Source organism: Nonomuraea sp. NPDC003754 (assembly GCF_053605785.1).
On sequence record NZ_JBSGJX010000006.1, the window covers coordinates 149,590 to 164,244 of the forward strand.

At 73.6% G+C, this 14,655-nt stretch carries 11 protein-coding genes; 7 read left to right on the forward strand and 4 right to left on the reverse strand.

Annotated features, from left to right (window positions below; genetic code table 11):
• Nucleotides 1-50: 50 nt before the first annotated feature.
• Genes ACWEVS_RS10135 through ACWEVS_RS10145 form a run of 3 tightly spaced genes read right to left on the reverse strand, consistent with a single transcriptional unit; the run spans nucleotide 51 to nucleotide 2,523 of the window.
• On the reverse strand, nucleotides 51-1,145 hold the full coding sequence (locus ACWEVS_RS10135; protein WP_449927316.1) for a magnesium and cobalt transport protein CorA: 1,095 nt from the start codon (nucleotides 1,143-1,145) through the stop codon (nucleotides 51-53).
• Between the two features lie 10 nt (nucleotides 1,146-1,155).
• Nucleotides 1,156-1,629 carry a nuclear transport factor 2 family protein gene (locus ACWEVS_RS10140; protein WP_449927312.1) on the reverse strand — a complete coding sequence of 158 codons (474 nt, stop codon included), beginning with the start codon at nucleotides 1,627-1,629 and terminating at the stop codon, nucleotides 1,156-1,158.
• A gap of 15 nt (nucleotides 1,630-1,644) precedes the next feature.
• Nucleotides 1,645-2,523, reverse strand: a complete 879-nt coding sequence (locus ACWEVS_RS10145; protein WP_452550926.1) for an amidohydrolase family protein — start codon at nucleotides 2,521-2,523, stop codon at nucleotides 1,645-1,647.
• A gap of 117 nt (nucleotides 2,524-2,640) precedes the next feature.
• Between ACWEVS_RS10145 and ACWEVS_RS10150 the strand changes: the two genes are divergently transcribed.
• A complete protein-coding gene (locus tag ACWEVS_RS10150) occupies nucleotides 2,641-3,357 on the forward strand; it encodes a M50 family metallopeptidase (RefSeq protein ID WP_452550927.1) in 717 nt (238 codons plus the stop codon).
• Nucleotides 3,358-3,411: 54 nt separating this feature from the next.
• Here ACWEVS_RS10150 and ACWEVS_RS10155 read toward each other — a convergent pair whose 3' ends face one another.
• On the reverse strand, nucleotides 3,412-4,488 hold the full coding sequence (locus ACWEVS_RS10155) for a winged helix DNA-binding domain-containing protein (RefSeq protein WP_452550929.1): 1,077 nt from the start codon (nucleotides 4,486-4,488) through the stop codon (nucleotides 3,412-3,414).
• Nucleotides 4,489-4,750: 262 nt separating this feature from the next.
• Here ACWEVS_RS10155 and ACWEVS_RS10160 point away from each other — a divergent pair, with 262 nt between their 5' ends.
• The 6 genes from ACWEVS_RS10160 to ACWEVS_RS10185 all read left to right on the forward strand — a co-directional run bounded on the left by ACWEVS_RS10160 (nucleotide 4,751) and on the right by ACWEVS_RS10185 (nucleotide 14,567).
• Nucleotides 4,751-5,671 carry an ABC transporter ATP-binding protein gene (locus tag ACWEVS_RS10160; protein WP_452550933.1) on the forward strand — a complete coding sequence of 307 codons (921 nt, stop codon included), beginning with the start codon at nucleotides 4,751-4,753 and terminating at the stop codon, nucleotides 5,669-5,671.
• A 13-nt stretch (nucleotides 5,672-5,684) separates the two neighbouring features.
• The gene (locus tag ACWEVS_RS10165; protein WP_452550935.1) at nucleotides 5,685-6,458 is read left to right on the forward strand and encodes an ABC transporter permease; all 774 of its coding nucleotides are present in this window, start codon (nucleotides 5,685-5,687) and stop codon (nucleotides 6,456-6,458) included.
• Complete coding sequence (locus tag ACWEVS_RS10170; protein ID WP_452550937.1) at nucleotides 6,455-8,080, forward strand: alpha/beta hydrolase; 1,626 nt, start codon at nucleotides 6,455-6,457, stop codon at nucleotides 8,078-8,080. Before ACWEVS_RS10165 ends, ACWEVS_RS10170 begins: the two co-directional genes overlap by 4 nt.
• 338 nt (nucleotides 8,081-8,418) lie before the next feature.
• Nucleotides 8,419-9,618, forward strand: a complete 1,200-nt coding sequence (locus ACWEVS_RS10175) for a hypothetical protein (protein WP_449927291.1) — start codon at nucleotides 8,419-8,421, stop codon at nucleotides 9,616-9,618.
• Nucleotides 9,615-11,315, forward strand: a complete 1,701-nt coding sequence (locus tag ACWEVS_RS10180; protein ID WP_452550939.1) for a hypothetical protein — start codon at nucleotides 9,615-9,617, stop codon at nucleotides 11,313-11,315. Before ACWEVS_RS10175 ends, ACWEVS_RS10180 begins: the two co-directional genes overlap by 4 nt.
• Nucleotides 11,316-14,567, forward strand: coding sequence for a chromosome partitioning protein ParA (locus tag ACWEVS_RS10185; protein WP_452550941.1), 3,252 nt, complete (start codon nucleotides 11,316-11,318; stop codon nucleotides 14,565-14,567).
• Nucleotides 14,568-14,655 lie beyond the last annotated feature (88 nt).

Here is a 14,655-nt window from a genome sequence, read left to right on the forward strand (position 1 = left end):
GGGCCGTACCCCCGGGCTCCGCGGCCCCCCGACGGGGTGAGGCTCGCCGGTCACAGCCAGTCGCGGCGTTTGAAGACCAGGTAGAGGACCAGGCACACCGCCGCCATCAGCACCAGCGCGAACGGATAGCCGACCGCCCAGTGCGTCTCCGGCATGTGGTCGAAGTTCATGCCGTAGATCGTGCCGACCAGGGTCGGCGCGAACAGGATGGCCGCCCACGCGGAGATCTTCTTGACCTCCTCGCTCTGCGCGTAGCTCGCCCTGGTCTGCTCCTGCGCCACCAGCGTCGAGTTGATCACCAGGATGTTCTGCAGGAGCTGGCGGAATCCGGCCACCCGCTCCGAGACGGTGATCGCGTGGTCGGCCACGTCGCGCAGGTAGCTCTGCAGTTCCTCGTTGACCCCGTACTTCGGCGCCCCCGCGATGAACCCGTCGATCATGGGCAGCAGCGGCCTGGTCGCCCGCTGGAACTCGATGACCTCGCCGGACAGCTCGTAGACCCGGCGGGAGACCGAGGGGTCGCCGCCGAAGACCTGCACCTCGATCTCCTCGATGTCCTTCTGCAGTCCGGCCACGACGGGGGCGCAGCCGTCGACCACGGCGTCGAGGATCGCGTAGAGCACCGCCTGGGGGCCCTGGCGCAGCAGCTCGGGGTCGGACTCCATCCGGCGGCGCACGGCGGCCAGGTCGGGCGACTCGGCGTGCCGTACGGTGATCACGAAGTTGCTGCCGACGAAGACGTGCACCTCGCCGAAGGCGACCTCCTCGACGTCGTCGAGGTAGGTGGCGGCGCGCAGCACCACGAACAGCATCTCGCCGTAGCGGTCGGCCTTCGGACGCTGATGGCCGACGATGGCGTCCTCGAGGGCCAGCTCGTGCAGGCCGAACTCCTCGGCGAGCTTGGCCAGCTCCCAGTCCTTCGGCCGGTAGAGGCCGATCCACGCCATGCTGCCGGGGGTCTTCTTCAGGCTGTCGAAGGCGTCGGCGAGCGAGGCGGGGGTGCCGATGCGGTGCCCGTCGAGGTAGAGGGCGTTGTCGATCACGGTCGGCCGGTACGGCGAAGCCTCGCCCGAGCGCGGATCCATCGAGTGCTCGGGGGCGGGCTCGCGGACACCGCTGCGCAGGAAGCTCCTCATCCGTGCCATACCGGACCTCCTAGGACAGCTGGAACTCGTTGAGAGCCTGGTGGGCGTGATCGCGGATGGTCTTGCGGAACACGGGCGTCCAGCCGAGCAGCGGCCCCGCCGGCCTGCCGAGCGCCATCTTGGACCAGTGGCGGAAGTCGAAGTCGTCATGGTGGCGGACGATCAGGCCGTCCTCGAAGCGGAAGAAGGCCTTCACCTCGTTGACGACCTCGCGGCCCGTGGTGGTCAAGGTATAGCGGGCGATCCAGTGGGCGCTACCCGCGGAGGAGGAGGCGGCGAGGTCGCGGTAGGTGACCACCATGCCGCTTCCCGTGGCAAGCAGCAGCCGCCACCTGGCCATCACCCGGTCGCGGCCCTGCAGCTCCTGGAAGAGGGGGTCGCCGAAACTGACGTCGGGGTGGTAGCAGCGCTCCATGGTGCCGGTGTCGCCCTTGCTGAGCGCCGCGAAGAACGTGGTGAGCAAGGCCACGTGCCGATCGTCCATGATGTCCCCCTCTGTTTAGATCATGCGTTTCGCATTCTCCCAGCAGACCGCGCGCAGCCAGTCATCGCCCAGACCGAGTCTGTCCAGGCCGTCGAGCTGGTGGGCGTAGGCGTACGGAATGGTGGGGAAATCGCTGCCGAGCAGCACCTTCCCCGCAAGACCCAGTTCACGCAGACGCGGCCGGAGCGCGTCGGGGAACGGCGCCAGCCGGGCGGCGAAGTCCGTGAACGCCATGGTGGTGTCGAGCGCGACGCGCTCGTGGCGTTCGGCCAGCGCGAAGAAGTCCTCGTACTCGGGCATGCCGAGATGGGCGATGACCATGCGCAGGCGCGGGTGGCGGCGCAGCACGCCGGCGACGGGCTCGACGCCGACGCAGCCGCCGGCGACGGGCACGGAGCTGGCGTGCACGACGACGGGGACGCCGGCCTCGGCCAGCAGTCCCCAGACGGGGTCCAGTTCGGGCATGCGAGGGTCGAAGGCGCCCACCTGGAGATGGATCTTGAAGATCGCGGCGCCGTCGTCGAGCGCCTGCCGGACGTAGCCCAGGACGCCGGGCTCGGGGAAGAAGGTGGCCGACGGCAGGCACGCGGGGACCTTGCGGGCGAAGTCCAGTGTCCAGGCGTTGAGGTCGGCGGCCATGGCGGGCCGGTGCGCGTAGGCGAGGGCGGGGAAGGCCCGCACCCCCATCGCGGTCAGCAGGTCCACGCGCTCGCCGACCGGCTGCCGGTAGCGGATCTGCCAGCCGTCGCCCATGAGGGGGCCGCCGTGGTCGAAGTGATGCCAGACGCGGCGCTCCATCCGCTCGGGCAGGAAGTGGACGTGCAGGTCGATGAGACCGGGCAGGCCGAGCGCCTGCCACCAGGCCGGAACGGCAGAATCTTCTTCTATCGCCACATCGGCGACCTTACCCCTGTGGTCACCTCCGCCCCCCTTCGCCGGCCGGACGGCCCTGTCAGGTCGAGCGAGCATCCGATCAACAGGAAGAGGGCCGACCGGATAGGGTCTGGCTTGATGGACAAGCTATGGGCCCACCTGGTCGAGGCGCAGCCGCCACCCGAGCTGTGGGTCGTGGCGCTCTCGGCCCTGGCCGCCTTCGCGATCGTCGCCTACCGCCCCTCGTGGCACCTTTCACGCGGCCTCGTCACGATCGCCCACGAGGGCGGCCACGCGCTGGTGGCGTTGCTGAGCCGCCGCCGGCTCCAGGGCATCCGCCTGCACTCCGACACCTCGGGCGTCACCCTCACCCGGGGCAGGCCGACGGGCCCCGGCATGATCTTCACCGCGCTCGCGGGCTACCTCGCCCCCTCCCTGCTGGGCCTGGCCGGCGCGTGGCTGACCGCCGAGGGCCGGGTCACGCTGCTGGTGTGGAGCGTGCTCGGCTTCCTCGTCTGCATGCTGCTGCTGATCCGCAACCTGTACGGCGCGCTGATCCTGCTGGTCACCGGCGGCGCGGTGTTCGCCCTGTCGATGTACGCGCCGGGCGACATCCAGATGGTCGTGGCGCACGTCGCGGTGTGGTTCCTGCTGTTCGGCGGGGTCCGGCCGATCCTCGAGCTGCAGCACAAGCGGCGCAGAGGGCAGGCGCCCGACTCCGACGCCGACCAGCTGGCCCGGCTGACGTTCCTGCCCGGCGGCTTCTACGTGCTGTTCTTCCTGGTGGTGGGCGCCGCCTCCGTGGCGGGCGGGGCCTGGCTCATGATCCCCGTCACCGAGCTCGCCTGGTGGTGACCGAAGGGCCCCACAGCGGCTGACCGCTGCTCGCCTGGTCGAAGCCGCCGCTCGTCAGGCGCGCGGTGAGCCGCTGAGGAAGGCGCGGACGTCGGCCGCCTCCGCCGCCCACCGGCCCGCCGCCTCCGGCTGCTCGAAGGGGGCGAGCGTCACCTGCTCGCCCTTGCGCGACCAGGTGCCCTCGATGACGCCGTCGGCCAGCATGACCGGGCGCAGGACGCCGCCGCCGGGGAACACCGCGCGCCGGTGCCGCTCGTCCAGGATCAGCGTGCGGTCGGCCCAGCCGAGGAGGTACTCGTCGAAGGCGGGCGCCAGCCGTACCGCAGGGGCGCCCGCCTGCCCGCCCGGCCCTGGGCGCGGGCAGGCGGGGCCGGGCGCTGAGTCTGGACGGGCGGCGGCGGGGACCGTTCGCAGGCGGGCGCCACCGCGCGGGGCGTCCTCGAGGGAGGCGGCGACCAGGCCGAAGGCGGCGCGGGCCGTCCCGAGTGGCAGGCCCGACCAGGCGGCGAGGTCGTCGGGCGTGGCGGGGGCGTGCGCGCGCAGGTAGCGCCGGGCCAGCTCGGCCAGCGCTGTGTCGCGGTCGGGCTCGAAGGCGAGGGGCGCGCCGAACCAGTCGGCCGTGTGCACGTAGGTGGGTTTGCCACGGCGGAGCGGCCCCAGGACGGCCAGGCCGTGGAAGGCGGCCAGCGCCACCAGGTGGACGACGCCCTGCCCGGTGGCCCGGCCGGCGAGCCTGTCCTCGAGCTCGGCCTTGGTGAGCGGGCCCTGCCCCGCGAGAGCGCGGTCGATCAGGGCGAGCAGGTCGTCGCCCGCCACCCCCTCCTGGGCCAGCCTGCGCAGGGTGCCGGTGTCGTTGCGGGTCAGGGCCAGCAGCCACGGCAGGTCGTCGCGGTGGACGAAGTGGAGGGTGCCACGTGGCCCCCACACCCTGACGATCTCACGCGCCTGCCAGGCGGCCTCGACCTCCTCGACGGTGACCGTGGCGGATCGGGCGCGGAAGGCCAGCAACGCCGAGGGGACGTCCTGCGCCTGGACGGCGAGCAGGTGGCCGACCATCTCACCGGCGCCGAGGCCGGGCGGGCGGTGCAGCAACTGGGCGGACAGGCGGGCGCTGCGCAGGTCGTCGGGCACGGGCGAGAGCTTAGAAGCGGGCACCGACAAAGCCGCGCGTCGCCGCGGCATACGCCCATGTCCCCCTGGTACCGGGCCTGGCGCCATCCGGTACCCGCCGGCGGGTGGGCGGTCACGTCAAGTGAAACGCAACCAATCCGAAAGTGTGATTTGTCACTTTATGTCCGATATACGCCCCCCCTTGGAGGTCGGCGGTGCATCACCACGGCCGCCTTCACTGAAGACCCCGCGGGCAACCGGCGCCACACCTCGGAGAGATCAGATGATACAGACACAGCGGCTCACCAAACGGTTCCGCGCGACCGTGGCGGTGGACGACCTGTCCATCACCGTCGAGCCGGGAAAGGTCACCGGCTTTCTCGGGCCCAACGGCTCTGGCAAGTCGACGACCATGCGCATGATCATGGGCCTGGCCCGCCCGACCAGCGGATCGGCCACGGTGAACGGCCGGCCGTACCGCAAGCTGCGCCACCCGCTGCGCGAGATCGGCGCGCTCCTGGACGCCGAGGCCGTCCATCCCGGCCGTTCGGCGGCAAACCACCTGCTGTGGATGGCGCAGACCAACGGCCTCCCCCGCTCACGGGTCGACGAGGTCCTCGGCCTGGTGGGGCTGTCAGGCGTGGCCGGCAAGCGGGTCGGCGGCTTCTCCCTCGGGATGAAGCAGCGCCTGGGCATCGCCGGCGCGCTGCTCGGCAACCCCGGCGTCCTGGTGCTCGACGAGCCGATGAACGGCCTGGACCCCGAAGGGATCCTGTGGGTCCGCACGCTCATCCGGTCCTTCGCCGCGCAGGGCCGGGTCGTCTTCGTCTCCAGCCACCTCATGAACGAGATGCAGGACACGGTCGATCACGTCGTCGTCATCGGCAGGGGACGGCTCATCGCCGACGCGTCCATGAAGGACTTCGTCGCCGGCAACTCGCTGGAGGCGGTGCGCCTGCGCTCCCCGCACGCGTCGATGCTCGGCCCCGTACTGGTGGAGGCGGGGGCGCGGGTGAGCGTGGAGCCGGACGGCTCGCTCACCGTGACCGGCCTCTCCTCGACCCGCGTCGGCGACCTCGCCCTGGCGGCAGGGGCGGCGCTGCACGAGCTCTGGACCCGGACGGAGTCGCTGGAGTCGGTGTTCATGAAGCTGACCCGCCAGAGCCTCGACTACCAGGCGAGCCCGGCCCCGGCCCGGGCGTGAGGAGCAGGACGACATGAAGACACTGACACTCCCGGCGCCGGTGAAGCCCCGGTTCCGCACCATCGTCCGGGCCGAGTGGACCAAGTTCCGCTCCGTCCGGTCCTTCCGCTGGTGTCTCGCGGTCTTCGCGCTGCTCGCCGTCGGCACCAGCGTCATCGTCGCCGTGGCCGGCGCCCTCTCGCCGCACGGCCCCGAGACGGTCACCATGGGCGAGACGGTGAGCATGGTCCAGCTGGGGATGGGGTTCGCCGAACTGGTGATCCTGGTGCTGGGCGTCCTTATGGCCACCAGCGAGTACCGCACGGGAACCATCCGCGTCTCGCTGATGAGCGTCCCCCGGTGGGGACGGCTCCTGCTGGCCAAGGCGCTGGTGCTCACCGCCGTGGTCGCGGTGGCTTCCCAGGTCGCGGTGTGGGCCTCGTTCGCGATCCAGTACGCCACGGGCGAGACGCTCGGCGGCCTGGAACCCGAGATGCTGCGGGCGCTGTTCGGGTACGCCGCCTACCTGGCCGTGCTGGCCCTGTTCGGGATGGCCGTCGGCGCGATCGTGCGCCATGCCGCGGTCGGCGTGCTCGCCGGCATCGGCCTGGCCTACCTGCTGCCGGCGTTCGTCAGCCTGGCCCCGATCGTCGGCGAGACGGCGGTCCAGTTCCTGCCGTTCCCCGCCGGATCGGCGATCGTCAACATGACCGCCGAGCTTCCGTGGCTGCGGTTCGGGTTGTGCTGCGCGTGGGCCGCCGCGATGTTCGTCCTCGCGATCCACCTGACGCACCGGCGGGACGCATGACGAGGGCACCCTCGGCGACCTCGCGCCCGCGCGTCCTGCGCCTGCCCGTCACCGGGGGCGTGCCGCCGGGCCCTCGCGTCCTGCGCCTGCTCGGTGCAGGAGGCGTGCCGCTGGGCCCTCGCGTCCTGCGCCTGCTCGGTGCAGGGGGCGTGCTGCTGGGTCTGCTCGCCGCCGGTTGCGCCGCCGGCGGGCAGACCGACGCCAGACCGCCGTCCGTCCCCGCCGACGCCGGGGCGTTGCGCCCGTTCTACGAGCAGCGGATCTCCTGGAAGGCGTGCGAGGACGGCTTCGAGTGCGGCCGCATCAGGGTGCCGCTCGACTACGCCGATCCCGGCGGGGACACCATCACCGTGGCCGTCAACCGCAGGCGGGCCGCCGACCAGCACCGGCGGATCGGCTCGCTGCTGCTCAACCCGGGCGGTCCCGGCGCCTCCGGGCTGGCCTTCGCGCAGGAGTCCGGCTCGGTCCTCACCGATCGGCTGCGCGCCCGGTTCGACGTCGTCGGCTTCGACCCGCGCGGCGTCGGCGCAAGCGCGGCGATCAGCTGCCCCGCGCAGACGGCGGGCACGATGGCCACACCGGTCGTGCGCAACCCGCGGGTCGCCGCCGAGCCCACGGCGAGCGACTACGTGACGGCCTTCAAGGAGTTCGCGGCCAGGTGCCGGGCGGGTTCCGGCAGGCTCCTGGGCCACGTCTCCACCGTCGAGGTCGCCAGGGACATGGACATCCTGCGCGGCGTGCTCGGCGACACCAGGCTGCACTATCTGGGCTACTCCTACGGCACCCTGCTCGGTGCCGTCTACGCCGACCTGTTCCCGTCCAGGACCGGCCGGCTGGTCCTGGACAGTGCCGTCGACCCTCGTGCGTGGCCCTCCGGCGCGCCCCTCACCCAGGCGATGGGACACGAGCTGGCCCTGGACTCCTTCGTCACCGACTGCGCCGGACGCGCCGACTGCCCGTTCGGCACCGAGCCGAAGGCGGCCAAGCGGAACCTGGTCGCGCTGCTCGACCGACTCGACCGCACCCCGCTGCCGGGAGCCGGCGCGGACCGGCTCGACAGGCGGACGGCCGTCGCCATCATCGGCATGGCCCTGTACAGCAAGAAGTCCTGGCCCGTGATGCGGGCCGCCTTCGCGGACGCCCTCGGCGGCGACGGCACGGCTCTGCTCGACCTGGGCGGGTCCGGGGAGGCCGGCGAGAACAACCTCGTGGAGGCCTCCACGGCGAACTTCTGCCTGGACGGCCCGCCCGGCCTGGCGACGACCGCGCAGGTGGAGGCGGTGCTGCCGGCGATCAGGAAGGTGGCGCCCATCTTCGGGGAGCAGAAGGCGTGGTCCGGTCTGCAGTGCGCGTACTGGCCGGTCAAGGCGGTCGGGAAACCGCATGCGATCGCCGCGCGGGGGGCGGCGCCGATCCTGGTGGTGGGCGTGGTCAGGGATCCGGCCACGCCGTACCGGTGGGCGCGGGGGCTGGCCGGGCAGCTGTCCTCGGGAGTGCTGCTCACCTACGACGGCGACGGCCACGGCGCCTACGGCAAGGACGGCAGCGCGTGCGTCAACGACGCTGTCGACGCCTACCTCGTCGACGGCCGCCCGCCCGCGGACGGCAAGCGCTGCACGTGACACCGGTTCGCGGAGGTCGCGGCGCGGCCCGTGCCGTCAGGGTCCGTGACGGCGGCGTCCGTGACGGCGGCGTCCGTGACGTCAAGGTCCGTGACGGCGGCAGAGTCCATGACTGCGGGACCTGCCGTGGCGGGACCTGTCACGGGACGGTCTGTCGCGGGACCTGCCGCGGCCGGACCTGTCGCGGCGGGGTCTGTCGCGGGAGGGTCTTCGGGCTCCTCGGGCCTGCGCGGGCCTGAGGACCCTTCCCTCTCCGCGGCGTGCCCGGCCGCCGGACCGCCTGCCGCCACGACGCGTCCGCGCGCGAAGTGTCGGCGGGAACCTCTACCTTAGAGCGCGTGCCCGAACCGCCCCTGACCCTCGACGCCGCCCTCTCGGAGGAGGCGGTGCTGTCCACCTACCGCAGGATGTTCGCGGCCCTGGCCCGCGACAGCGGTGCGGTGGTCGACGATCCCGCGATGGTCGACATCGCCGAGACGCTCTTCGCCGCGTTCGCCGAGGCGGGTGAGGAGTGGCTGACCCACGAGCAGATGCGGTTCGCCTGCCGCGCCTACCCGGCCGACCAGTTCGACAACCGGCTGCGGGTGCTCAAGGGGCTCGGCGCGATCCGCGAGGTGTTCCCCAAGCCCAACCAGCTGCGCTACCGCGCCTCCTTCACCAGCGTGGTCGGGCTGATGTTCATCAGGCGGATGATGGACGACGGCGGCCAGTCGGAGATGCACCGCCTGCTGGCCCTCGAAGACCTCAACGTCGCCGACCCGCGCACCACGATGGAGCAGGCCAGGCAGAGCGCCGCCAACCTGGCGCGGGCCTTCCGCCTGTGGGCGCTCGAGCTGATCACGCTCACCACCGGCACGATCGAGGAGCTGCGCGAGCAGGCGCCCAAGCTGTGGGGCACCGAGGAGATCGCCCGCCGCGCGCAGAACCTGCACGGCACGATCCTCACCCGCTGGCCCGAGCTCGACAAGGTGTGCACCGACCTGCGGGCGGCCATCTACGCCTACAGCGACGCCTCGCGCCGCGCCGCCGGCCGACTGGCCGACTCGGCGGGCACCACCCGCAACCTGACGCTGCTGCCGTCGGAGACCTGGCGCACCTTCGCGCAGACGGCCTCGAAGGAGCGGCTCGCGGCCGTCCTCGACGGGTTCGTCTTCGACGCCCCCGCGCCGTGGCACGATCCGGCGGCGATCGCGCGCGCGGTCGACGAGAGCCCGCGGCCCGCGCCCGCCCAGCCCACTCCCCCGCGCTCCGACCTGCCCGACCCTGGGCCCGCCGACTCCCTCGACCAGTCGCCGGGGGCGGCGGTCGAGCGCCTGGCGGCGGTGGCCGAGTCGGTGCTCGGCGGCGCCGACCGGGTGGCGCTGACCGGGCTGCTGGGCTCCGACTGGGCCGCCGCACGGCGCCTGCTGGCCGACCTGACCAGCATCGACCTGCGCCCGGAGCTGCCCTACCGGCTCACCTGGTCCGACGAGTTGACGGCCGACCCCGCCCACGAGCCCGCGTGGCTGTCGCACGGCTTCCTGGAGCGCACCTCATGACGGATTCCCTCGCCCACGCCCGTGCCAGGGCGGAGGGTCCGCTGCGGCTGGGCTCCGGAGAGGCGACACCGGCGGGCATGGTACGGCTGGCCGACCTGGCCGTCCCCGTCTGGCCCGACGGCGTGACGCCTTCGCTGCTGGAGGAGCACCAGGTCGCCCCGATTCCCGTCGAGCGGTCGGGCGAGACCAGGCGGGTGCTGGCGGCGTGCCTGAAATGCTGCTGGGTGGACCTGTCCGGCGACCCGTGGCCGGGGGCGACCGCGCCGGTCGAGCTGGTGCTCGACACGTACCGGGCGCTGATCGGGCGGACCGACGACCTGATGCGCAACTGGGCGGTGGGCGCATTGCGGCGGCTGCACGACTCGTCGTGGGTGGTGATGGCCGACGGGTTCGTCCGGCTCGGGCCGCGGTGCGCGACCTGGCCCGTGGAGTCCTACGGGCAGTTGAAGGAGCTGGTCAGGCGGCTGCCCGAGGCTGACCGGACGGCGCTGACCGTGGTACGCGACGCCGACCTGGTGGCCGCGGCGGCCTCGGTCATGACCGGCCGGAAAGACCCGGCGGAGCCCGGCATGGACGACCCGACCGCGCCGCCGGCGAGCGACCGCCCGTCCAACGTCGCCACACCACCCGAACCGTCCGACGCCACCACGTCGCACGGGCCGTCCGACGTCGCCACGTCGCACGGGCCGTCCGGCGCCACCACGTCGCACGGGCCGTCCGGCGCCACCACACCGCCCGAACCGTCCGACGCCGCCACACAGCACGGGCCTTCCGACGTCGCCACGTCGCACGGGCCCACCCCCGGGGACGGCGTGACCGGCCCGCAGGCCGCCCCCGCGCAGGTTGAGGGCATGCCGCTCGCCTCCGCCGTCGGGGGCGACGCCACCGCACCGGCGGGCCGCGCCCGCGAGAGCGGCGAAGCGCCGCCCGGCTCCCCTCACGGGGGCGCCGACACATCGCGCCGCTCCACCCGCGACGACAGCGCCGCCGCGCGACCGGGCACCGACCATGTGGACGACCGTGCGGACATCGTCGACGACCCTGCGCAGGAGTTGCTGGGTGGCCGGGTGGAGGCGGCGCGGGCCGAGTTCGACGACCTGCTCGACGCCTTCGACGAGCGGCGCAGGGCCGAACTGGTGGCCGCGTTCATGGCGGTCGAGTTCGCCGCCGAGCCCGTCCAGGAGGCACGCTTCGCCGCGCTGCGAGACCCTGCGCTCCGCCGTACCCTCGGCGAGATGCTGGCCAGGCGCGGGCGCACGCTGATCCAGCTGCGGGAGCGGTGGATCTCCGGCTACGACGCCGGCGTGGCCGCGCGGGCGGGCAGCACGCTCGGCGAGAGCGAGCGGGCCGTTCTGACGCTGGTGCTGGTGCACTCGGTGGCGATCCCGCGGGCGGAGGGTCTGCTGCCCGAGGACACCTGGCTGTCACCGCACGCCACGCCCGTCGAGGAACTGCGCCGCCACACCCAGCTGCCCATCGGCGAGCTGGAGGCGGCGCTGCGGACCCTGCGGCATGCCGGGTTGCTGTCGCAGGTCAAGGCCGGTGAGGAGGCGGGCGGTTACGTGCCGGGCCCGCAGTTCCACCGGCTCACGCAGGCGGCGCGGCGGCGCCTGCAGGAGGAGCTGATTCTCGCCGCGGGGCCGCACACGCCGCTCGCGGCGGCCGTTCGAGCACAGCGGAAGACGGGGGACGAGTAAGTGGCACTGGTGGAGAACGTCGTCGGGGACAGGGTGCTGATCGCCGTCCAGGCGGTCAACATCTCGCGGCTGTCCACCCATCCGGTGCCGACCGTGCCCGGCACGCTGATCGTCGTGGCGGGCGCCGGGCCGAAGGACTCCAACGGCGCGGGAAAGTCGTCGTTCATCGCGTCGATCACGGCGCTGCTCGGTGACGAGCAGTGGCGGTTCGCGTCCGGGGCGAAGGCGGTGTCGGAGCTGCTGTTCAACGCCGAGCTGGCCAGCGGGGCCGGAGGACGGCAGTGGGCCAGCGCCGACCACGGCTACATCGTCGGCGTCTTCGGGCCGTCCGCCCGGACGGCGCTCCCGGGCGCGGGCGCCTCCGAGACGGCCCCCCAGGGCGTGTCGGAGGCGGTGAGCGCGGGCGTCGGACAGGGCGGCGGCGCACCCGCCGTGGGCGCGCCCTCCGCGCGAATTGACGGCGCGCCCTCCGCGCGGAGTGACGGCGCGCCCGGCACAGCGGGCGCGGGCGCCGGGCGGAGCGGCGGCGCGCTTGGCGCGGGTTCCGGCAAGGGCGGCGGCGTGCCGGGTACGGACTCCGGCAAGGGCGGCGGCGCGCTGCCGGACGGCCTCCAGGCCGAGCTGGGTGGCCCGGACGACGACGGGGAGGGGCTCTTCCCCGCGCCCGACACCGCCAACGGCCCGATCACCGTCTGGCTGCGGGTCAACCAGGAGGCGCCGCACCTGGAGATCCGCTGGCGCGACGGCATCCACCTGGCCGCCGCGAGCTCGGAGGCCGAGCGGGTGGCCAGGGCGGACGAGGTGTGGTCGGCGCTGCCGAGGTCGGCGGGCCGCCGCGACGTGGTCGCCCGGGACCTCACCAAGGTCCTGTACGGCGACCGCGTGCGCTGCGTGTCGTTCCTGTCCACCTCGGTGCGCAGCAAGGTGGCCACCAACCTGCTGTCCCAGCCGCTCAACGAGATCTCCCCCGAGCGGGTGTTCGAGGCGATCGCCGCGCTGACCGGCCTCGACGCCGAGCTGGAGCAGGAGCGGGAGGCCCGCCGCGACGAGCACGCCAAGCGGGTCAAGGCGGCGCAGGCCGTCGAACGGCTGGCGGAGTTCGAGACGGAGTCGAGCGCGCTGCTGGCCGCGTTCGACCGGCGCGACCAGGCCAGGGTGCGGCTCGCCGAGGCGTTGCGGTGCTGGCGGGGACGGCAGGCGCGCAGGCTGGCCGACGCCGCCGACCGGGACGAGGCGTTCGCCGCCCAGCTCGAGACCCTGGAGGTCGCCGGGGAGACGGCGACCGAGGCGATCGCGACGGTCAAGGCCGAGATCGCCACGCTGAAGGACGACACGCTCGACCGCAGGGTGGCCGAGGCGCGCAAGGAGCTGGCGGTGCTGCAGGCCAGGGCCGCCAAGCTGGAAGCCGACCGGGCGGTGGCCGAGAACTCCGCCGACGAGCTGCGCGGCATGATCCCCTCGCTGGAGGAGCGGCGCCGCCTGGCCGACGGGCGTGACGTGCCGGCGGCCGAGCGGGAGCTGGCCGAGGCGCGCGGACGGCTGAACGAGGCGCTCAAGGCGCTGGGCGTGGCCGACCGTGAGGTCGCCTCGGCGCAGGCGGCGCTCGACGACGCGGAGGGCGGGCCGGCCGCCGCGCAGCTCACCGCGCTCGCGGCGGCGGGGGTCGGCGCGACCGGCCTGCTCGACGCCCTCGACGTGGCCGAGCAGGCCCGCGACCACACGGGCCTGCGGGGCTGGCCCACCGAGCACGCGGTGATCGTCGACGCCGCCCAGCTCGGCGTGGCCGCCGAGGCGCTGCGCGACCTGCCGGGCTCGGTGCTGGTCAGCTCGGCGGGCGTCAGCGTGGTCGGCGCGTTCGACGGGGTCGCCACGGGCAGGGAGGCCCGCATCAAGGCGGCCGAGCAGCGGCTCAACCGTGCCAAGGACACCCAGGAAGAGGCGGCGCAGGCCGTCAAGGCGGGCGAGGAACGGGTGGCCGAGGCGCAGCAGCGGCTCGACGGCGCCCAGGCGGGTGTGCGGCTCGGCGAGATCGAACAGCGGCTGTCCGAGCGCAGGGCCCAGCTGGCCGAGCTGACCGAGACGCTCCAGGAGCTGACGCCCGCGGTGGCGGTGGCCGAGCAGCAGGCGTCCGCGCTCGACTTCCGGGCGCGTACCCGCGACATGGAGATCGAGCGGCTGGAGGGCCGCAGGGGCCGGCACGAGGCGGAGCGCGCCCAGGCGCGCGACGCGGCGGCCAAGCTCACCGCCGAGCGCGAGGGGTTGCGGCTCGACGAGCTGGGCCGGGAGTGGGGCGGCGCGCTCGACGAGGCCCGCGCCTGGATCGCGGCGCTGCAGGAGGAGGAGCGTCCGCGCACCGCGGAGGAGTGGTGGCGGATCGCCGAACGCCATCTCGACCAGGCCTTCCGCGACACCTTCCCGGGCGACGACGAGGAGGAGGTGCCCGAGGAGCTGCGCTTCCTCATGAGCGAGCGCACGGGCAGGGCCAGCAGGGAGCAGGCCACGTTCGCGGCGGTGTGCGGGTCGCTGGCCTCCTACCTGCGCGGGCAGGAGGAGTACGAGAAGCACCAGCGCCGCCAGATCGAGTCGCAGGTGGTGACCCGGCAGCGAGACCTCGCGGCGGCGGACAAGGGCGCCGAGGAGGCCGCGCAGTCGACGGCGGTGCACAGGGCGGCGCTGACGGCGGCGATCAAGGCGCGGCTGGGCCGGGTGGCCGAGGAGTTCGAGAAGCTCGACACCTCCTACGGCGGTTACGGCGCGACCCTGGAGTTCCCGGTGCCGCCCGCGCCCGCCGACCCCGAACAGCGCTGGCAGTGGCGGGTCACCCCCAAGTGGCGGCGCGGCGAGGGGCAGGGCTTCGTGCCGTACAACCGCAGGGCGAACACGGCGCTGATGGACGAGAAGGCCGTCAAGCTGGTGTGCGCGGCGGCCATCGCGTCCTCGGGCGGCGGTCACCTGTGCCTGGTGCTCGACGAACTGGGCCGCAACCTGGGCAAGGAGCACCGCAGGGAGGCGGTGGCGCTGTTCCGCCGGATCGGCGAGACGTACGGGATCACGGTGATCGGCGCGCTCCAGGACGACATGGAGCCGTACGCGATCGACGCGTGCGGGCAGTACATCAAGCTGCGGCGGAGCTCCGACGCGATGCCGTACAACGAGCCGCCGGTGATCGTGGGTCACGACGAGCACGCGGAACGGGTACGTGCGCTGGCCGCCTACGTGAGCCGCCCCCGCGCCCTGGAGCCCACGACCTGACGGAGGCCACTCACCGCGCGCCGAGCCCCACCCACGTAACCTGCGCGCCGAGGCCCGCCCACGTCGCCTTCATGCCGAGGCCGGGGCC

Excerpts from the sequence above, each read along its gene's own strand:
- ACWEVS_RS10165 (WP_452550935.1), top strand. The coding sequence starts at position 5,685 with ATGAAGACACTGACACTCCCGGCGCCGGTGAAGCCCCGGTTCCGCACC.
- ACWEVS_RS10140 (WP_449927312.1), bottom strand. The coding sequence starts at position 1,629 with ATGGACGATCGGCACGTGGCCTTGCTCACCACGTTCTTCGCGGCGCTC.
- ACWEVS_RS10135 (WP_449927316.1), bottom strand. The coding sequence starts at position 1,145 with ATGGCACGGATGAGGAGCTTCCTGCGCAGCGGTGTCCGCGAGCCCGCC.
- ACWEVS_RS10160 (WP_452550933.1), top strand. The coding sequence starts at position 4,751 with ATGATACAGACACAGCGGCTCACCAAACGGTTCCGCGCGACCGTGGCG.
- ACWEVS_RS10170 (WP_452550937.1), top strand. The coding sequence starts at position 6,455 with ATGACGAGGGCACCCTCGGCGACCTCGCGCCCGCGCGTCCTGCGCCTG.
- ACWEVS_RS10180 (WP_452550939.1), top strand. The coding sequence starts at position 9,615 with ATGACGGATTCCCTCGCCCACGCCCGTGCCAGGGCGGAGGGTCCGCTG.
- ACWEVS_RS10150 (WP_452550927.1), top strand. The coding sequence starts at position 2,641 with ATGGACAAGCTATGGGCCCACCTGGTCGAGGCGCAGCCGCCACCCGAG.